The sequence below is a fragment of the Acinetobacter sp. YH12063 genome (assembly GCF_013419715.1).
GTDB lineage: Bacteria > Pseudomonadota > Gammaproteobacteria > Pseudomonadales > Moraxellaceae > Acinetobacter > Acinetobacter amyesii.
The window spans coordinates 164095-182127 of sequence record NZ_VOZO01000001.1 but is presented as its reverse complement, the minus strand read 5'-3'; the positions used below and the strand labels follow the sequence as shown (position 1 = coordinate 182127).

At 42.5% G+C, this 18033-nt stretch carries 21 protein-coding genes; 3 read left to right on the top strand and 18 right to left on the bottom strand.

The features are described from left to right. Positions 1-12 precede the first annotated feature (12 nt). Both FTU12_RS00805 and thyA read right to left on the bottom strand, forming a co-directional pair. Positions 13-525 (bottom strand): dihydrofolate reductase, encoded by a 513-nt coding sequence (locus tag FTU12_RS00805; protein ID WP_180010197.1) that lies wholly within the window; start codon positions 523-525, stop codon positions 13-15. Between the two features lie 99 nt (positions 526-624). Beyond that, positions 625-1467 carry a thymidylate synthase gene (thyA, locus tag FTU12_RS00800; RefSeq protein ID WP_078189681.1) on the bottom strand — a complete coding sequence of 281 codons (843 nt, stop codon included), beginning with the start codon at positions 1465-1467 and terminating at the stop codon, positions 625-627. A 561-nt stretch (positions 1468-2028) separates the two neighbouring features. On the opposite strand from thyA, the gene FTU12_RS00795 reads away from it, so the two are divergent. After that, the gene (locus tag FTU12_RS00795) at positions 2029-2541 is read left to right on the top strand and encodes a peptidoglycan amidohydrolase family protein (RefSeq protein ID WP_168377881.1); all 513 of its coding nucleotides are present in this window, start codon (positions 2029-2031) and stop codon (positions 2539-2541) included. A gap of 21 nt (positions 2542-2562) precedes the next feature. On the opposite strand, the gene FTU12_RS00790 is transcribed toward FTU12_RS00795, so the two are convergent. The 3 genes from FTU12_RS00790 to lgt form a co-directional block, all read right to left on the bottom strand. Then, positions 2563-2931 carry a hypothetical protein gene (locus tag FTU12_RS00790; RefSeq protein WP_180010198.1) on the bottom strand — a complete coding sequence of 123 codons (369 nt, stop codon included), beginning with the start codon at positions 2929-2931 and terminating at the stop codon, positions 2563-2565. Continuing rightward, on the bottom strand, positions 2932-3324 hold the full coding sequence (locus FTU12_RS00785) for a hypothetical protein (RefSeq protein WP_180059546.1): 393 nt from the start codon (positions 3322-3324) through the stop codon (positions 2932-2934). It abuts the gene before it with no gap. Between the two features lie 156 nt (positions 3325-3480). Then, entirely contained in the window at positions 3481-4293 is an 813-nt protein-coding gene (gene lgt / locus FTU12_RS00780; protein WP_180113546.1) for a prolipoprotein diacylglyceryl transferase, read from the bottom strand. 93 nt (positions 4294-4386) lie between these two features. On the opposite strand from lgt, the gene FTU12_RS00775 reads away from it, so the two are divergent. Beyond that, complete coding sequence (locus tag FTU12_RS00775; RefSeq protein WP_218948451.1) at positions 4387-5166, top strand: NRDE family protein; 780 nt, start codon at positions 4387-4389, stop codon at positions 5164-5166. A 41-nt stretch (positions 5167-5207) separates the two neighbouring features. Here the strand turns inward: FTU12_RS00775 and FTU12_RS00770 are convergent, their stop codons facing one another. The 4 genes from FTU12_RS00770 to tatA form a co-directional block, all read right to left on the bottom strand. Next, on the bottom strand, positions 5208-7424 hold the full coding sequence (locus FTU12_RS00770) for a PhoX family phosphatase (RefSeq protein WP_180113545.1): 2217 nt from the start codon (positions 7422-7424) through the stop codon (positions 5208-5210). 221 nt (positions 7425-7645) lie between these two features. After that, complete coding sequence (tatC, locus tag FTU12_RS00765) at positions 7646-8416, bottom strand: twin-arginine translocase subunit TatC (RefSeq protein WP_180113544.1); 771 nt, start codon at positions 8414-8416, stop codon at positions 7646-7648. Beyond that, the gene (tatB, locus tag FTU12_RS00760) at positions 8413-8889 is read right to left on the bottom strand and encodes a Sec-independent protein translocase protein TatB (RefSeq protein WP_180021083.1); all 477 of its coding nucleotides are present in this window, start codon (positions 8887-8889) and stop codon (positions 8413-8415) included. The genes tatC and tatB overlap by 4 nt, the downstream gene beginning before the upstream one ends. Before the next feature lie 12 nt (positions 8890-8901). Then, positions 8902-9123 carry a Sec-independent protein translocase subunit TatA gene (tatA, locus tag FTU12_RS00755; RefSeq protein WP_078189673.1) on the bottom strand — a complete coding sequence of 74 codons (222 nt, stop codon included), beginning with the start codon at positions 9121-9123 and terminating at the stop codon, positions 8902-8904. A gap of 141 nt (positions 9124-9264) precedes the next feature. On the opposite strand from tatA, the gene FTU12_RS00750 reads away from it, so the two are divergent. Continuing rightward, a complete protein-coding gene (locus tag FTU12_RS00750; RefSeq protein ID WP_180113702.1) occupies positions 9265-10146 on the top strand; it encodes a permease in 882 nt (293 codons plus the stop codon). Positions 10147-10182: 36 nt separating this feature from the next. Here the strand turns inward: FTU12_RS00750 and FTU12_RS00745 are convergent, their stop codons facing one another. The 9 genes from FTU12_RS00745 to FTU12_RS00705 form a co-directional block, all read right to left on the bottom strand. Further along, complete coding sequence (locus tag FTU12_RS00745) at positions 10183-10476, bottom strand: hypothetical protein (RefSeq protein ID WP_180055641.1); 294 nt, start codon at positions 10474-10476, stop codon at positions 10183-10185. Between the two features lie 65 nt (positions 10477-10541). Next, a complete protein-coding gene (gene rdgB / locus FTU12_RS00740) occupies positions 10542-11165 on the bottom strand; it encodes an RdgB/HAM1 family non-canonical purine NTP pyrophosphatase (RefSeq protein ID WP_180113543.1) in 624 nt (207 codons plus the stop codon). A 76-nt stretch (positions 11166-11241) separates the two neighbouring features. Further along, entirely contained in the window at positions 11242-11682 is a 441-nt protein-coding gene (locus tag FTU12_RS00735; RefSeq protein WP_168377872.1) for a hypothetical protein, read from the bottom strand. 92 nt (positions 11683-11774) lie between these two features. Further along, entirely contained in the window at positions 11775-12365 is a 591-nt protein-coding gene (locus tag FTU12_RS00730; RefSeq protein WP_078189669.1) for a tetratricopeptide repeat protein, read from the bottom strand. Continuing rightward, entirely contained in the window at positions 12362-12955 is a 594-nt protein-coding gene (gene metW / locus FTU12_RS00725; RefSeq protein ID WP_067763682.1) for a methionine biosynthesis protein MetW, read from the bottom strand. The genes FTU12_RS00730 and metW overlap by 4 nt, the downstream gene beginning before the upstream one ends. Further along, positions 12955-14115: a homoserine O-acetyltransferase gene (locus tag FTU12_RS00720; RefSeq protein WP_168377871.1), complete on the bottom strand. Its 1161-nt coding sequence runs from the start codon at positions 14113-14115 to the stop codon at positions 12955-12957. Before FTU12_RS00720 ends, metW begins: the two co-directional genes overlap by 1 nt. Before the next feature lie 104 nt (positions 14116-14219). Continuing rightward, positions 14220-15917, bottom strand: coding sequence for a 2-isopropylmalate synthase (gene leuA / locus FTU12_RS00715; protein ID WP_180113542.1), 1698 nt, complete (start codon positions 15915-15917; stop codon positions 14220-14222). Between the two features lie 263 nt (positions 15918-16180). Then, positions 16181-17287, bottom strand: coding sequence for an alpha-hydroxy acid oxidase (locus FTU12_RS00710; RefSeq protein ID WP_180113701.1), 1107 nt, complete (start codon positions 17285-17287; stop codon positions 16181-16183). A gap of 33 nt (positions 17288-17320) precedes the next feature. After that, on the bottom strand, positions 17321-18004 hold the full coding sequence (locus FTU12_RS00705; RefSeq protein ID WP_078192711.1) for a Fe2+-dependent dioxygenase: 684 nt from the start codon (positions 18002-18004) through the stop codon (positions 17321-17323). Positions 18005-18033: the final 29 nt, after the last annotated feature.

The window sequence follows — 18033 nt, the reverse complement described above, 5'->3', positions numbered from 1 at the left end:
TAAGATTTTTCTTTATTTTCGGTAAGTTGCGAACTCAAAAGCAATCCCAGTTTTGTCGTCGATATGTTGTTCTGACGCCACTTTTTGAAAGTCCGCAGGAATTTCAGGATAATGCGCATCACCTTGAACATCCAGTTCAACATGCGTGAGTTCTAAACGGTCTGCGATGCCGATGGTTTGCTTAAAAATTTCACCACCACCAATAATAAACAAACTCGTTGGTTTTTCGGAACTTGCGACATCAGCAACTGCTTGCGTTAACGCCTCATCGATACTATATGCGACTTTAGTACCTTCAAATGACCAAGTGTTATCTCGTGTAATGACCCAATTGACACGTTTTGGTAGGGTACGTCCCATAGACTCTAAGGTTTTGCGTCCCATGACCACCACACCGCCTTGGGTGATGGCTTTAAAGTGCTGTAAATCGGCAGAAATATGCCACGGCAAATCATTACCTTTACCAATGCAGCGCTGCTGATCCATAGCGACAACGTGCACGATTTCTAAATTTTGAAATGCCATAGTTTGAACTCAAATAGCCGAATTATTTGTCGTCTATTAGAATGCAAAATCCCGCTTGAGGTAAAGCGGGATTTTGCTTTTCACTTGGGATTTCTGAAATTAAACCGCAACAGGGGCTTTAATCGCAGGATGTGATTCATAACCTACGATTTCAATATCTTCAAATTTAAAATCGAAAAGATCGGTAATTTCAGGATTGAGTTTTAATTGGCACAGACCCATTGGTTCACGTGTCAATTGCAACTGCGCTTGTTCGAAATGGTTGGCATATAAATGTGTATCCCCACCGGTCCAAACGAAGTCGCCTACACCTAGACCACAAACTTGCGCAATCATGTGTGTTAACAGGGCATAGCTGGCAATGTTAAACGGCACACCCAAAAAAACGTCAGCACTGCGTTGATATAATTGGCAGGATAATTTTCCGTTTTGGACAAAAAATTGGAACAAGGTATGGCATGGTGGCAATGCAACATTACCTGCCTCATTTGGGTTCCAACCCGACACGATTAGACGACGAGAGTTAGGATTGGTTTTGATTTCATTGACCAACCATTTAATTTGGTCAAAACCATCTTGTTCATATAGGCCATCGGCTTTTTTGGTTGCACCGAAATTACGCCATTGATGACCGTAAACAGGACCTAATTCGCCAGCAGGACGACCAAAACGCGCAGTTTGTTCTGCTGTAGACCATTCATCCCAAATCGAGACTTTGTTGTCTTGCAAATATTGAACATTGGTATCGCCTTTAAGGAACCACAACAGTTCAATCACGATAGAGCGGAAATGAACTTTCTTGGTGGTGAGTAAAGGGAAACCTTGAGAAAGATCGAAGCGCATTTGATGACCAAATACAGAACGTGTTCCCGTACCCGTACGGTCGCCCTTGTCGCCGCCGTTGTCGAGAATGTGTTGTAAAAGGTCTAAATACTGGCGCATGTCTCTCTCATAATTTGCTAAATTTCTTGTGGCACATATTAGCTTGTTTTGCGTGTGGAAGGAACTGTGATGGGCGCTTGAATATAGTCAGGTTTAAAAAATCCAAAACATACGGTGTTTATTGGGTGATGACCAAATTTTGCAGGCAACAAGCGCTGAGTTGTCTGGGCTGAAGACGCCTATTTATAACAATTACATCAAGTGTTAACGAGACAATATGTCTGTTAAATCAAGAATGAAATTAGAAAACTTAAGCTCTATTGTTTATATATTGAGCGATGTTACATTCGCAGCGTTGAAAAAAATACAGATAAGTTTGATTAAAAAAATACACGTGATTTTTCTCATTTTAAAGAGGTGGTTTTGGGCTGCTATTTTTGATTAAGAGTTTGATATCAAAAATAAATCCAATTGAATTAAAAATAGACGATCGTATTTAAATGTGAAGATTTGTTTAAGAAATCTTACATTTTTTACATGAAAAAACATAATTTACGCGGTACTATCACCCTCGTTAAAATTTTTGAATGCCTAAATACAGGCGGGAGTGTGGGTTAAAGAATGGCTTATGATCACAATGTAAACTTGAGTGAAGTGCATGCTCCAGTTCAGGCAAATATCATAATTCGTTCTCAGGCGAGTAAAAATACGGGCAAGTCCAATACCACTCAAAAAGCAGCGACTAAAAATGTGGTATCCCGCAATGGTCAGCGTATCGATATCGATCGTTTGACTGGATTTTTACAAGGCATTACCCGCCAAAGAAGTACTCAGAAATGTGCCCGCAGTGTTCGTTTAGCACTTGAGTCCGCAGGGGCACGTTTTAACGGTCACCCCGTTGCCGCAGCAGATTGGGGCAGCACATTACAAAAAATTGGTTATCAAAAAATTAATTTAGCGTTTGATCGACCAAAGAAAGGCGATATTTATATTATCGACCGCAATCAAAGTAGCCGTTATGGTCATATCGCAGCATATTCAGGTAAGGATTGGGTGTCTGATTATCGTCAAGCGGGTTATGCGGTCTATCGAACTCCAAATGTGAAATACAGCTATTACCGCTTAGCGGATTAACAGCCCATGGCTGCAAAAAGGTTAGTCTTCAAACCTTTTTGCACGCTGACTGTAGATCGAGACGATAAATAATCCAATTGCCGCAAAGCCCATACATTGCAGCGCTAAAATCCAGCGTTGCTCATTGGGTAGAAAATAAATTAAGCACACTAAACATAAAATTGGCAAACTAGCCAAACCCCATTTTAATGACGGAGACAGTGTTTTTAGTTTGTCTTGTCTGAGCTTATAAAGCAGATCAATCATCAAACCAATGGCTAAACTTATGCCCGCAAAGCGGGGATCAAGTTGTTTTTGTTCAGCGCATAGAAAAATAAGCACACAGGTACTGATACAAATGAAGAGCTTGATTTGTCGGTTACAGCGCTCAGAGTACCAAAACGTCAGCATTTAAACTTTACCTTCGGGCGAAGAGTTCTCGTTTTTATTCAGCAGTGAAATCGGGGAGAGCAGGCAGATCGCCAAAGCCATAAAGCCAATGCCTTGAGCACCCGGAATCAAAATTTCACCCTTATTCATGTTGATAAAAACCAATGCCAACAGCAGTGCAATCGGAATCCACGTCAATAAACGATAGAGCAAACCTGTTGGATTTTTTGCTGCAAAATGAATCTTGCAATAACGACAAATCAGGAAAATCACGCCTGTACCCATGAACATGAGAATGGCTTGAAGTGTTAGGGGTTCCATCCAATACAGAACACCGGTCAGTACGGCCATCGCAATAAAAAACAGGATTTTTTTAAGTACAGAAACGCTGGGGTTAAACCAAAATTCAAGCATGGATCGATAGTTTAAAAATAAGCTGAATAAACTGTAGCACAGATCGGTTGTCTAATTCAGTCACTTCATGTGCAGTAAATGCGTATGAAGGAGTAAATTTCAGCGCATAAAAAAGCGAGGCTTAGACCTCGCTTGCTTAAAGACATTTAGAAAATATTAATGACTTTTTTGTGGACCCCAGTCATAGATTTTTTTCTGGTAGGCATACCACATCATCCATAGGCCAATCAGAATCATTGGAACTGTCAGGAACTGACCTTTACTCATCCATCCGATGAACAGTTGACCATTGTCCGGCTCACGGAAGAATTCAACGGTGAAGCGTGCAATACCATATCCGATGAGGAACAAGGCTGAAACGGCATAACGTGGACGAGGTTTTGAACTAAACCACCACAGCACGATAAACAGAATTAAACCTTCACAGAGTGCTTGATAGAGCTGCGACGGATGGCGCACCAACTGGAGTGGATCGGTCGGGAAAATCATACCGAAAGCAAAATTAGGGTCAGTCACTGCACGGCCATACAGTTCGCCACCAATAAAGTTCCCAATACGACCAAACATCAAGCCTGTTGGAACGCAGGGTGCAATAAAGTCAAGGGTTTGAAACCAGGTCATTTTATATTTTTTGCACCACAGTAACATGGCAATCATGACCCCAAGGAAACCGCCATGGAAGCTCATGCCGCCTGTCCAAACTTGGAATAGCCACAATGGGTTGGCAAGGAATTGATCGAAACCATAAAAGAAGACATAGCCAAAGCGTCCACCAATCACGACACCTAATGCACCATAGAAAATCAGGTCAGAGACCATTTCTGCGTTCCAGCCGTCACGTTGTTTTGCACGGTAGGTTGCCAAGCCCCATGCAAATAAAAAGGCCAATAAATACATCAGACCATACCAGTGAACTTGTAGTGGCCCCAGTGATATCGCCACAGGGTCGATATTTGGATATGTCAGCATTGCTGTTCCTTGTCATTATGTTTTGCACAGATTTTAGCTGAATATGCTGAAAAATGTTGTACATTCAATGTGTAAAGATATTGAGAGTTGAATATGTGCATTGTGGCTTTTGCTTGGCAGGTCTTGGATGATATGCCACTCTGCCTGATTTCGAATCGTGATGAGTTTTATCATCGACCGACGGCAGGCCTAAAGCAATGGGTAGATAGTCCGATTATTGCAGGACAGGACTTACAGTCTGGTGGAACATGGATGGGGATAACCGCCCAAGGGCGTTGGGCGATTGTGACCAATTTTCGTGATGGCCGTGATCAGACCACATATCCCACTTCACGCGGCGCTTTGATTCAGCAATTTTTAGAATCAGAGCAAACACCCATTCGTTTTGCGCAAGCACTTGAACAAGTCCAATGTAATTATGCAGGCTTTAATTTATTCGTCGGCGACGCCACTCAAGCCGTTTATATGAGTAATCGCGGTGAAGCGCCACAAGTCTTAGCCAAAGGGGTGTATGTCACATCCAATGGTTTAATGACTGAACATTGGGAAAAGACTCGACATTTACGTAAACGTTTCACGCAAGAATTTTTGCCGATGCTACAAAGCCAGCAACCACAGGCGGACATAGACGCTGCTGCGTGGGATATTTTGGAAGATGAACGTAAAATCATTCCAGCATTGTTACCCAATACTGGGATTCAGGCGGAAATGGAACATTTGTTGTCTTCAACCTTTATTCAAAGTCCGGTGTATGGCACCCGCTGTTCAAATTTATTGTGTATGCGGGATTCACAGTGGCATTGGCAGGAAAAACAGCAGCAGGGTGAGCAACAAGGACAGATCACCCAGATAGAAGTGCATTTAAAGCCATAAAAAAAAGCCGACGATTCGTCGGCTTATTTTTTAAAGGTGTCTTATGCGGTTTTTTGTGTTGGCTGAGCTTGTTCTACCGCTTCGCCAGCAATCACACCACCATCTTTACGGGTGATGACAACGGTCGCTGAGCGAGGGCGAGAAGTCGCTGCAGCATTGGTTTGTGATGCAGGCCAGTGGCTGGTCGGTTCAGCATAGGATGCTGAATCTTCACCGGGATGTTGCACATTGATAAAAATCGCTTTGTAGTCAGGTGTCATCGTCACACCTGTGATTTCACACTCTTTAGGCCCAGTCAGGAAGCGACGTAAGTTTTCATCATTCAGTTTTGCACCCACAATGGTTTCTTGACCCGATGATGTCGTGGCTTTTGTGCCATCACCAACTTGACCTGGTAGCGCAGCAAGCATCATACAGTTGGTGGTATCGGTATAAGCACCGTCATCGGTTTGAATCCATAACACACCACGTGGGTCGAACCACATCCCATCGGGTGAAGACAAGTCGTTGTTGTCATTAAGACCTGATAAGTTAATGTTGCTCGCCATTTTTGCTTCAGCACCAAACAGGTAAATATCCCAAGTAAAGCTGAGTGCTGTGGTTGTATCACCATCTTCACGGAAACGGATAATATGACCGTTGACGTTGCCTTTACCACCTTCAGGGTCAGTGTAGTTACGTGGGTTGGCAGCATCTAGTGCATGCGTCGTACCACGGTTCGAGTTATTGGTGAGGGTCACATAGACTTCACCATTGTCTGGATGCACAGCGACCCATTCAGGACGGTCCATTTTGGTGGCACCGACAGCATCTGCAGCAAGACGTGCGAAGGTCAGAACATCTGCTTGTGAACTAAACGGATACACGCTGTTGCTTTGGTTTAAACCATTGACGTTATAGCTCAATTCAATCCATTGACCTTTGCCATCATTGTTAAATTTGGCAACGTATAACTTACCGTTGTTCATGTATTTGTCGCCCGCGGCATAGCCACCGTTGACATCTTTTTTATTCCATTTTTGGTCTGATACAAATTTATAGATGTATTCACCGCGCGAGTCATCGCCCATGTAAAACGCAAGGTTGTCATCTTCACGTAAGCGACTTGCACGGCAGTCTTCATGTGCAAAGCGACCCAGTGCTGTACGTTTTACGGGGTTTTCACGGCGGTCAAATGGGTCGATTTCGACAATCCAACCAAAGGTGTTTGGACCATTACGATAATCTTCTGCTGCCTGAGTACCGGTAACATTCGCTGACCAACGGTCATATAAATCTTGTGACTCATTACTTCCAATCGCTGTTTCCCAACCATAGCGTGAGTTTGCACCCGCTTTTAGGCCATAACGGTTGAGTGCCACAATTTCAGCAGGACTACGTTTGGCATCATCTTCTTTTGCACGAGCGAAGTAACCAATGAAGTTTTCTTCTGTCGTCAGGTAAGTGCCCCAAGGGGTATAGCCATTACCGCAGTTGTTGTGTGTACCACGGGTTTGCTGGCTATTGGTTGAAAATTTCGTGCAAACTAAGCTTGAGCCTGCTACAGGGCCTTTAAAGTCCATTACGGTCGATGCGGTAATACGACGGTTAAATGGAGAATTTTGTACCAGTTTAACGGCTTGAGTCTTGCTGTCTTTTTCAATTTGAATCACAGAAACACCGTGTGCATTGACTTCACGGATGACTTCATCTTCAGGGCGACGACCATCCACTTTGGTTGGGCCTTGTGGGTGTAAGAAGGTTGGATTGATGTATTCATGGTTCATCACCAACAAACCTTGGTCAGACTGCTTGGCATCATAACGTCCAGAGGTGGTATTTAAACCAAAGAAGCTCATACCGTCATGGCAGTCACCAGAGCGGAATTGGAAGCTCGGGCCAGAAGGAACATTGTTATCATCCCATGCTGGGTATGCAGGGTTAATCGAGTCACCCATCGCATATAGTACATGCGCTTGATAGCCTTCAGGAACAGTCACGATATCGTCTAAATTCTTTTTCACTGGTGTGAAATTGAATTTGGTCGGTTTTTGATTTGGATCGGTAACTGGTGGTTTGGTATTGCTATTTGAACCTGAGTCATTGTCATCATTACACCCCGTTAATGAAGATGCCAATGCAAGTGCGACTGCACCACTCGCAGTCTTGGTAATCAAGCTACGACGGCTGATGCGTTGTTCTAAAATGTCACGAAAATGAAGGTTATCCGAAGTGTTGTTATCAAGTTCTTGATCTTCGTTATATGGCATGTTTGTCATGAATTTAAATCCTGGCAAAGGTGTGCTGGGTAAAAGTTGATCACATAAAACTATCGATAAAATATGACAATGCTTTGAAGCTAATGTTGCAAACTGATGAAATAGGCGTTTAGATTTCGCTGCATGTAAATTGCAAAACATTAAATGGGTGCATAAAAAAAAGAGGCTATCTCAGCCTCTTAGGTGTAAAACTCACCAAAATTGTCGAAAAATAAGTTTGTTTAAGGTGCAGATGCACGTCGTTTTTCAATCAGCTTGCCAAAGAACAAACCCAGCTCAAACAGCATCCACATGGGAATGGCCAACATGATCATCGAAAGCGCATCGGGTGGCGTGGCAAACATGGCGACAAAAAAACAGCCGACGATAATAAAACGACGCTTCTCCACCAAGGTTTGAGTAGACACCACCCCGATCAAAATCAAAATTAGCGTGATGATGGGAATTTCAAAGGTCAGCCCAAACACCAAAAAAAGCTTTAAGCAGAAACTTAAATAACTATTGATGTCCGTCATTGGGGCGACTGTTTCAGGGGAAACACTCATAAAAAAATGTAGGATGGAGGGCAGGGCAACCCAATAGGCAAATGCAATTCCGGCATAGAAGAGGACGATACTGCCGAATAATAAGGGCATCGCCAAATGCCGCTCTTTTTCATACAGTGCAGGTTTGATGAAGGCCCAAAGTTGATAAATCACGAAGGGCATCGCGAGCATTAGCGCGACAAAGAAATTCAGCTTAAACGGCGCCATAAAGGTGGCGGTTACATCCGTTGCAATCATGGATGAGGTCATTGGCAGTTGAGCACGCAGTGGCTCTGACATCAATTGATAGCTTTGATTGGCAAAGGGCAATAAACAAAAGAACAGAATCAAAATGAGTCCTGTAATTTTGATCAAATGCCGACGCAAAATCACCAAATGTTTGGTGATTGGCATTTCTTCCAAATCAGGCACAGTGTTCTGTGAATTATTCAGTGAAAGATCTGTCATACGGCCACCTGATATTCTGCTAATGCATCGGTCGAACTTAATGTAGGAGCTTGGTCTGTTTTAATCTCGTGCTTTTTTTTCATTTGGGGTGTAGCCACGGCAAAGATCGTGCTCTGACCACGTTCGATGTACTGATAACGTGGGGATAAATTTTTATTGTCAGGTAGGACGGCTTCTTGTTGTTTTAGCGCAGTCTGTTCTATGGGGTGTTGCGTTTGTTGCAATTCATTCATCTGAGCCTGCATACGCGCTTCGAGCTGTTGAATACGTTGCATTTCTTTTTGCATTTCTTCACGAAGTTCGGACATGCGAAGTTCACGGTCAATATCTGTTTGCACGTTACTGATCAGTCGTTTAACTTTCCCGTACCATTTACCTGCAAAGCGGATACCTTCAGGCAGTTTTTCTGGGCCAAGTACGATCAGCGCAATAATGCTGAACACCAGTAATTCGCTAATACCAATATTAAGCATTATGACAACTCCTTAGCTTTGAACTGAGGAATTGGTTTTATTTTGAGCTTCATGCTCTAGCGTGCGAGGCTCATTAAGCTGTGTGTTTGCTGCGTCTTCATCACGCATCGATTTTTTGAAATCTTTGACCGCGCCGCCGACATCTTTGCCCAAGTTTTTTAGCTTAGAGGTACCAAAGAGTAAAATCACCACAATTGCAAAAATCAGTACATGCCAAATCGATAGTCCAGCCATCTTGTTATCCTCTTGTTGGTCTGCACAACATTTCAGCAGTTGTAGATGACAGTGAAGTGACCAAGATGTTGCAGTTTAAAGACAGCCGCGAAGCTTATGTTCAGTGTTACTATGCATGGATTGAGCAGTGAGGGTGGTGTAGTGGCGTTTCTTCTTCCGATATTGGGTTTTTTAAGTGGTCTCGGATTGGCATCATTATCAGGAACCGCATCGCTCAAATCGATTTTCTCTAGCTTACTTGCACGCTGTTTTATTCCAGCCGTAATCATCTACAACATGGTGTTCTATCAAGCAGGCAGTTTAGCGCTCATGCTCTTTAGCTTTAGTGTTGCCGTGCTGATGTTTTATTTATTTCGCTGGCTGTTAAAAGATAGTTTACGTGCCTTGTGTGTCAGTTATTTGAACTTGGCTTGGCTGGGTTTTCCTTTTGCCTTAGCACTGTTTGGCCCTGAAATTAGTGCAGCGATGGTGGCTCTGTATGTCGGTGGCTCTATCTTTGGCAATATGTGGGCCGTGACAGCCGTCAGTTCAGCCCAACTCCCATGGTCGAGCGTGATGCAAAAAGTGGCGATGTCTCCCCCTGTATTTGCCTTGATGATTGCAGGCGTCTGTCGAATAGTTGGACTGCAGCATTTAGAAGAACATCAGATCTTAGATTGGCTCTATCAAGCTGCAAAAATTGGAATGAGTTTCACGGGGATGTGTGTCTTAGGCATGTGGCTGCGTCAAACCAAGGTACAATGGCGTGATCTGATGAACAGTAGTCGTATTTATGCGATGAAACTCACCGTTGGCGCGGTGATCTGTAGTTTGAGTTATGCCTTTCTTCCAATTCCCCAGATCGAGAAATATATTGGGGTGATGTTTATGCTCTTTTGCTTACCCCCTGCAGCGAATATTGTGGCTTTAGAAACGCATTATCAAGGAACAGGCACTTCGGCGCGTTATATTGCTTCAGGCACGATTATGAGCTGCATCGTCGTCAGTTTTTATGGGTTAATTTTGCATCTTTTTTCGCTTTAAGATGAAAAGTGAATTATAAATGCCCGTAAAGGGCGACTACTTGAGCTGTTTGCGAATCTGCCAATCACGCACGAGGGCATATATCATCGCGATACCTATCAGGCCTGGAAATCCAATTTGACCTTGCGACAGATTAAGCATGATCGACAGTACGATCAACACTGCAAAAATAGCGTAAGTGGTACGAAAGCCTGAGGTGAGCGGGTAGGTCAGTTGCGCCTGGCAATGAGGGCAGCTTAGTTTTTGAAAACCAAGAAAAGAGCGTGTCGGGATTTCAGTTGAAGTGTGATGGCAAGCGTTGCATATGATCTGTATCGGTTGAAGTTCCATAATTATTCTATTTTTATTCAGGGATTGGAGTTAATCTTTGGCATTAAGATTAACTCCAATGCAAATTATTTCAAACTTGCTTTAAATAATTTCATCGCCTGACCACGATGGCTGATTTTATTTTTTTCATCTTTTGATAATTCAGCACTAGAAACATTCAGTTCTGGCAGCCAAAACAGTGGGTCATAGCCAAAGCCATTTTCACCACGTGCTGCTTCCATCACTTCACCGCGCCAAACTCCTTGGAAAATTTGTGGGAGTGGGTCTTCTGCATGTTGGACCAAAGCCAAGACACATACAAACATCCCTTCGATGGCTTCACCCTCTTTACGGAGTGGTTTGAGGTCAGCAAGCAACTTGGCATTGTTAGCGGCATCATTGCCATGTTCACCTGCATAGCGCGCAGAGTAAATCCCTGGTGCGCCACCGAGTACAGGAACGCAAATGCCAGAATCATCTGCAATGGCTGGCTTGCCTGAAATTTTCGATGCGTGACGCGCTTTAATAATGGCATTTTCAACAAAGCTTAGGCCGTCTTCGATGGCATCTTCTATGTTCAATTGACCTTGAGGAATCACTTCAACAGGAAGATTAAGCTCGGCAAACATTTTTTCAAATTCTGCAATTTTACCTTTGTTGTTGCTCGCCAGAACTAAAGTGCCTTGAGATAACCAATTAGATGAAGCCATGCAGAATCGCTCTTTATGTTGAATATTGAAAAGTATTTTAAAGGATTTAACGTATCTGGTTGAAGTTAAATGTGCTTTAGACTCCTATTACTGTAATACCATCAATTTTGTTGATTTGAATGTTTTTTAAAAATCCAATGACTTGGTTAATCATAGTGATTACTTTAGTTTTATATTTAGGGAATTTCTTCCTAAAATTTTTTGTTTCTTTTTTAAAGAGAAGCTGAACATTATCTTTATAAGTTAAAATTTTTTTTTCATTTAGATAGTTTTTATAATGATTCAGCCTTTCAATAATTGTAGTGATTTTTTCAGGATAAACATAAGTTGGTCCCCAGTGTGACCAAGGGCTTTCATGTTCAAAGAAGAATTTTTCGATAAGTGAAAAAGCGAGTTCATCAATAACGATAGAGTTTTGCAAGTTTGGATTTTGATCAAGGTTAAAAGGAATAATCTGTATGTTTAATCCAGAATAATATCCACTTGAATATTGAATGACTTCAAAATTTATTTTCATGTATTGCCCTTATAATTTTAAAAATATGGGTTGTTTTAGAAGTATATATTTAATAAAAAAGCACCCGAAGGTGCTTTTTAAGATTCAAAAACTTATTGTGCTTGAATCCATTTGTCCGCACGGTCACGTGCTTGACGGATTTGGTCTTGGCTTAAGTTCGCTGCTAAAGCGGTTTTTTTGCCTTCAGACAAGCTAATCACTTTGTTGTCGAGCATGCCATCACGGGTAGAAAGCTCATACCATTGGTATGCACCCATGTAGTTTTTCTTTTGCTCTTCCATCATGGCTAAGTTAAAGCTTGCGCGGTTATCACCACGGCTGGCTGCTTTTTCGAAATATTGACGAGCAAGCGCTTCATCTTTTTTAGTCCCAATGCCATCAGCGAGCATACGACCCACATTGAGCTGAGCTGCAGATAAACCTTGATCGGCAGCAGCTTTGTACCATGCAAAAGCTTGACGTTCATCTTTTGCAACGTCTTTACCTTGTTGATATTTAGTGCCTAAGTAAAACTGAGCACCAGGCTGACCTGCTTTAGCAGCTTTACTTAAGCTGTGAATATCCATAATTGAATATTGTGCAGCTTGGCTAGAAACTGAAGATGATGGAGCAACATAATCCGCATGGGCTTGTATGCTAAAAAGTCCAATCAGTAGCGTCGTGCTTAATAATAATTTTTTCATAGAGCGCTCACTCGATAAATTGCGACTTCACCAAATAGATTTGGGAGACGTTTACTCAGTAAACTATCTTGTTGATCCCCATTCACGGCAAGTCGGTTAATAATCCGGATGTTATTTTCAGCACACAGCGCTTCAAAATCACGGAAAGTACATAAATGAATATTGGGCGTGTTATACCACATATAGGGTAACGCGTCTGAAACAGGCATCATTCCTTTTAATGCAAGGAAAGAACGAGTCTTCCAATGTGCAAAGTTTGGAAAGGTGATAATGGCCTGTTTCCCCACACGCACCATGTCTCTTAAAAGAACGTCTGGTGCATCTACAGCTTGCAAGGCTTGTGCCATAACCACATAGTCAAAAGACTGGTCGGCAAAGCGACTTAAACCTAAGTTCAAGTCCTGTTGGATGATATTTAACCCGCGACTGACCGCAATTGCAATCTTTTCTTGATCAATTTCTAAGCCATATGCACGAATATTGTGCTTTTTGCTCATATGTGCAAGCAGTTCACCGTCACCACACCCTAAATCGAGTACGCTTGAATCTGGTTTAATCCAACGTTCAGCCAGTTGATGATCAATACGCATTAGTTGGTCTCCTTCGGTGTTTCTTGCAGGTGTTTTACACCGCCTAGGAATGCACGTAAGCTTTTCACATATAACGGAATCGGGAACAAGAAAGAGTCATGACCTTGTTCAGCATCAATATCCACATAGCTCACAGGCTTATGATTACTAATTAATGCATCTACAATTTCTTGCGAACGAGCAGGGGTAAAACGCCAGTCCGTTGTAAATGAAACAACTAAAAATTGACACTTGGTTTTAGACATCGCGGTTTTTAATGATTGCTCATATTCACGTGATGGATCGAAATAATCTAAAGCCTTGGTCATGATCAAATAGGTATTGGCATCAAAGTTACGGCTAAATTGCTCACCTTGATAACGCAAATAACTTTCGACTTGGAATTCGACGTCAAAGCCATACATAAATTTACCTGACTTTAAGTCACGGCCAAATTTTTGTTTCATGGCTTCTTCAGAGAGGTAAGTGATATGACCCACCATACGGGCCAAGATCAAACCTCGCTTAGGATAACTATCATTTTCTAAATAGCGACCATCATGGAAATCAGGGTCAGACAAAATCGACTGACGCGCCACTTCGTTAAAGGCAATGTTTTGCGCAGACAGTTTTGGTGTACTGGCAATAATCACGCACTTTTGTAAACGATCTGGATAGTCCACAGACCATTGTAGAGCTTGCATGCCCCCTAAAGAGCCGCCAATCACCGCATACCACTGCTGAATTTCTAAACGATCAGACAACATGGCTTGGGTTTTGACCCAGTCACGGACAGTCACTAATGGGAAATCAGGACCATAAGGGCGATTGTCATTTTCAGGATTTGGAGAGGTCGGTCCAGTAGAACCGCTACAGCCGCCAATATTATTTAATGCTACGACAAAGAATTTTGACGTATCAATGGCTTTGCCTGGTCCAATACATGCGTCCCACCAACCCGGTTTACGGTCATCTTCATGATGATAACCTGCTGCATGATGATGGCCTGACAGTGCATGACAAATCAAAATTGCATTAGATTTGTCTGCATTCAGTTCGCCATAAGTTTCAACCATGAGCTCAAAACGTGGGAGTATGCGATCGCATTCGAGCTCTAACGGCTCTTCAAAAATAAACTTTTGTGGGGTAACTAAGCCCACTGAGTCAGCTGGAAAAGACACAGGAATAATTCGCCTTAAATCTTTAGTATGAATAATAAAAGGATACCACTTGAGGGTATCCTTCTAAAGTCATTTTATTGCTATTTGATATTTATAGCATTGAATTAGACTGCAGCAGCAATCACTTGTTCAGTACTCAAAACACCTTGTTCAATTAAACGGTTAGTGCTGGCAATAATCGCCTCGATAGATGCGGTCACGATGTTGTCATGCACACCTGCGCCGAATGCAGACTTACCTGTACCTTTCACTTGAAGCTCAATTAAAGCCAAGGCTTTAGCATGTGCGCCTGAACTGATGCTACGTTCTTCATAGTTCAAGACATCAATCGGTAACTGCAAGGCATTTAAGATAGCAGAGATTGGGCCGTTGCCTTCACCACGTAATTGCTGGATCTCACCGTTCACTTCGACATCAAGCTCAATGACTTGTTTGCCATTTTCATCATGTAAGCGGTAGTTTTTCGCCGCATAATGCGTGTCTTTGGCAGCCACATACGTGTCTTTAAATAAAGACCAGATTGCTTGCGCAGAAATCTCGGTACCGTCTTCATCTGTTTTTTGCTGTACGATTTGCGAGAACTCAATTTGAATACGACGAGGCAACACCACGTTGTAATTTGATTCTAACAAGTACGCAATACCGCCTTTACCAGACTGTGAGTTGACACGAATCACGGCATCATAGTCGCGGCCCAAGTCTTTCGGGTCGATTGGCAAATAAGGCATATCCCACATTTCTTCGTTCTTTTGGAACTCGAAACCTTTTTTAATGGCATCTTGGTGTGAGCCAGAGAACGCGGTGAAGACCAAATCACCAGCATACGGATGACGAGGGTGTACCGGCAAGCCTGTGCATTCTTCAATGATTGAAATGATTTCGTTAATGTTTGAGAAATCTAAGTTTGGCGCAACACCTTGGGTATACATGTTCAATGCAATCGCTGCAACGTCCACGTTACCTGTACGTTCACCGTTACCAAACACACAACCTTCGACACGGTCAGCACCAGCCATAATCGCCAACTCAGAAGCGGCAATACCACAGCCACGGTCGTTATGACAGTGCACAGAAATGATCACACCGTCACGGCGTTGAATATTACGGTGCATCCATTCCACTTGGTCGGCATAGACGTTTGGACCTGAAACTTCAACTGTTGCAGGCAAGTTTAAAATCACTTTGTTCTCTGGAGATGCTTCCCAAATTTCAGTGACCGCATCACAGACTTCTTTAGCAACTTCTAATTCTGTTGCAGTAAAACACTCTGGACTGTATTGGAATACAAATTCAGTTTCAGGCTGTTTTGCAGCGTATTCTTTGACTTTCGTTGCGGCGTTAATTGCTAATTGTTTTGCACCTGCAACATCAACATTCAACACTTTATTGCGGAAGGTTGGAGAATTTGAGTTGTAGATATGCACGATGGCACGTTTTGCACCTTGTAATGATTCAAATGTACGTTGAATCAAATGATCACGTGCTTGAACCAAAACTTCGATGTATACATCATCAGGAATATGACCGCCTTCGATCAACAAACGCGTGAAATCAAAATCGATTTGTGATGCAGAGGGGAAGCCGATTTCAATGTGTTTGAAACCAATTTTCACAAGCATTTGGAACATTTTGAACTTTTGTTCAATGTTCATTGGCTCAAAGATCGCTTGGTTACCGTCACGAAGGTCGGTACTCATCCAGATCGGCGCTTTATTGATTTCGTTATTTGGCCATTGACGGTCTGGTAAGTCTACACGTTGGTACATGCGACGGTATTTTTTGCTTGGATCTGCCAACATCATGTGAAAACTCCTTATAGCACCGTGGATAAATGTCGTGGATAAACGGCAAGGTACTACTTATATAGATTGTGTCTATTCTAGCAATTTACAAGTTTAATATCGGAGTCTTTAGTCGAAAGTCGAAATAAATCTGTAAAGATTCACATGACTTAGCTTTACCGTAAGCTCGTAAATGTATAACTAAATATTAGTCCATATATTCCGGAAATAATTTCCTATTTTTGCGTCAAGATGCCATTACTGGAAAATATTTTTCTATAAAATTAGCTTTTTTGAAAAATATAATCTTTATTGATCTCATCGACGGTGGCTGTTCCCATCAATGCCATCGTAATCTCAAATTCTTCTTTCAGTATTTTGAGTACATGGGCAACGCCTAAAGCCCCCGCTGTCGCTAAACCATAAATGCAGGGACGTCCGACTAATACGGCAGACGCACCTAAGGCTATCGCTTTAAACACATCTGAACCACGACGAATACCACCATCATATAAAACTGGGAAATCCGTAGGCACAACTTTTTTAATCAGTTCTAAGGCGGTGAGAGGGGAAATGCAACCGTCCAGTACGCGCCCTCCATGATTCGACACAATAATGCCTTGTACACCGTGTTGCAGGGCAAGTTCAGCATCATGTGGACTGACAATGCCCTTTAAAATAATTGGTAATGAGGTGTTTTGACTGAGCCAAAGGATATCTGCCCATGTCGGTGCGATTTTCATCAGACCTTTAAAAACGGGATGGTCGCCATCGTTGAGCTCAGGCAATGGGATATGTGCAGGGGTATGCGGATGCTGCATGCCTTCAGGCAAATGAAAAAACACTCGACGTTCACGGTCACGAATCCCTGTATGCGGGGAATCAACAGTCACCACAATCGCTTTATAGGCATGTTCTTCTGCCATCTTGACCAGTGATAATGACTTTTCGCGCTCACCTTGCCAATACAATTGGAACCATTTGTACGGATTGTTCTGCTTTAACTTACGCATATCTGTATTGGTAAACGTACTGAGGATCATATTGCTGCCAAGGACTTCGGCAGCGAGGGCTGTTGCAGCTTCAGCATCAGGATGAAATTGTTGTTGATGACCTATCGGGGCTACAAAAATAGGATGTGGGAAACGTTGCCCTAAGATTTCGATTTGGGTATGACCTTGGGTTAGATCTTTCAGCATACGTGGTAGCAGTTGTATCTGTTCAAACTGAGACAAATTGCCACGGACACTGTGTTCATCCATCGAGCCGCCTTGCAAGTACTGCCACACCATGTTGGAAAGGTGTTTTTCAGCCTCGACTTCATAATCTGCAATGGTTTGCAAATGAGCTGGAATCTGAGTGAGTGGCGCTAAAATGTTGTGATCAGTCATTGTCAGTTTGTCCATGTCTATTGACCTTAAGCTTTAAATTTCGGCCCATTTGCGGATAAGGTTGTGATACAGACTAGTCAACTTGACGACTTCACTATGTGCATCACCCAATTGCATACGCAAATTTTGAATGCTTTGATCGAGATTAAATAACATGTGACGCTCAGCATCTTCACGGATCATACTTTGCAACCAAAAAAATGATGCAATACGACAGCCTGCAGTCACAGGAGTAACTTCATGCACACTGGTAGATGGATACAAAATCAAATCTCCGGCAGGCAATTTCACTTCGTGGTAGCCATAGGTGTCTTCTACCACAAGTTCACCACCCTCATATTCTTCGGGTTCACTTAGAAAAATCGTGCAGGACAAATCGGTACGAATTTTTTGATTGCTGTCAGGCATCCAGCGAATGGCATTGTCGACATGGAAACCAAACGTTTCACCATTTTCATAGCGGTTAAAATAGGGCGGCAAAATATTGAGGGGGAGAGCCGCAGATGTAAAAAGCGCGTGTTGTGACAATTCATGCAGAATAATGTCACCTAAATGCTGTGTTAATGGATGGTCTATATCTAGCTGTTGGTTGTTTTTTACATTTTTAGACAGTGAGCCCGTAGTTTTTTGACCATTAATCCATTCTACTTTTTGCATTTCTGTGCGGAAGTAGTTGACCTGTTCTTTACTCAATACATTTGGGATATGGTGAATCACGGCCTAACCCTTTGGAACTGTAATATTAA

Excerpts from the sequence above, each read along its gene's own strand:
- FTU12_RS00790 (WP_180010198.1), bottom strand. The coding sequence starts at position 2,931 with ATGCTGACGTTTTGGTACTCTGAGCGCTGTAACCGACAAATCAAGCTC.
- lgt (WP_180113546.1), bottom strand. The coding sequence starts at position 4,293 with ATGCTGACATATCCAAATATCGACCCTGTGGCGATATCACTGGGGCCA.
- FTU12_RS00795 (WP_168377881.1), top strand. The coding sequence starts at position 2,029 with ATGGCTTATGATCACAATGTAAACTTGAGTGAAGTGCATGCTCCAGTT.
- metW (WP_067763682.1), bottom strand. The coding sequence starts at position 12,955 with ATGCGTATTGATCATCAACTGGCTGAACGTTGGATTAAACCAGATTCA.
- FTU12_RS00775 (WP_218948451.1), top strand. The coding sequence starts at position 4,387 with ATGTGCATTGTGGCTTTTGCTTGGCAGGTCTTGGATGATATGCCACTC.
- FTU12_RS00730 (WP_078189669.1), bottom strand. The coding sequence starts at position 12,365 with ATGAAAAAATTATTATTAAGCACGACGCTACTGATTGGACTTTTTAGC.
- FTU12_RS00710 (WP_180113701.1), bottom strand. The coding sequence starts at position 17,287 with ATGACTGATCACAACATTTTAGCGCCACTCACTCAGATTCCAGCTCAT.
- tatA (WP_078189673.1), bottom strand. The coding sequence starts at position 9,123 with ATGGCTGGACTATCGATTTGGCATGTACTGATTTTTGCAATTGTGGTG.
- leuA (WP_180113542.1), bottom strand. The coding sequence starts at position 15,917 with ATGATGTTGGCAGATCCAAGCAAAAAATACCGTCGCATGTACCAACGT.
- tatC (WP_180113544.1), bottom strand. The coding sequence starts at position 8,416 with ATGACAGATCTTTCACTGAATAATTCACAGAACACTGTGCCTGATTTG.
- tatB (WP_180021083.1), bottom strand. The coding sequence starts at position 8,889 with ATGCTTAATATTGGTATTAGCGAATTACTGGTGTTCAGCATTATTGCG.
- thyA (WP_078189681.1), bottom strand. The coding sequence starts at position 1,467 with ATGCGCCAGTATTTAGACCTTTTACAACACATTCTCGACAACGGCGGC.
- FTU12_RS00735 (WP_168377872.1), bottom strand. The coding sequence starts at position 11,682 with ATGAAAATAAATTTTGAAGTCATTCAATATTCAAGTGGATATTATTCT.
- FTU12_RS00785 (WP_180059546.1), bottom strand. The coding sequence starts at position 3,324 with ATGCTTGAATTTTGGTTTAACCCCAGCGTTTCTGTACTTAAAAAAATC.
- FTU12_RS00770 (WP_180113545.1), bottom strand. The coding sequence starts at position 7,424 with ATGACAAACATGCCATATAACGAAGATCAAGAACTTGATAACAACACT.
- FTU12_RS00805 (WP_180010197.1), bottom strand. The coding sequence starts at position 525 with ATGGCATTTCAAAATTTAGAAATCGTGCACGTTGTCGCTATGGATCAG.
- FTU12_RS00745 (WP_180055641.1), bottom strand. The coding sequence starts at position 10,476 with ATGGAACTTCAACCGATACAGATCATATGCAACGCTTGCCATCACACT.
- rdgB (WP_180113543.1), bottom strand. The coding sequence starts at position 11,165 with ATGGCTTCATCTAATTGGTTATCTCAAGGCACTTTAGTTCTGGCGAGC.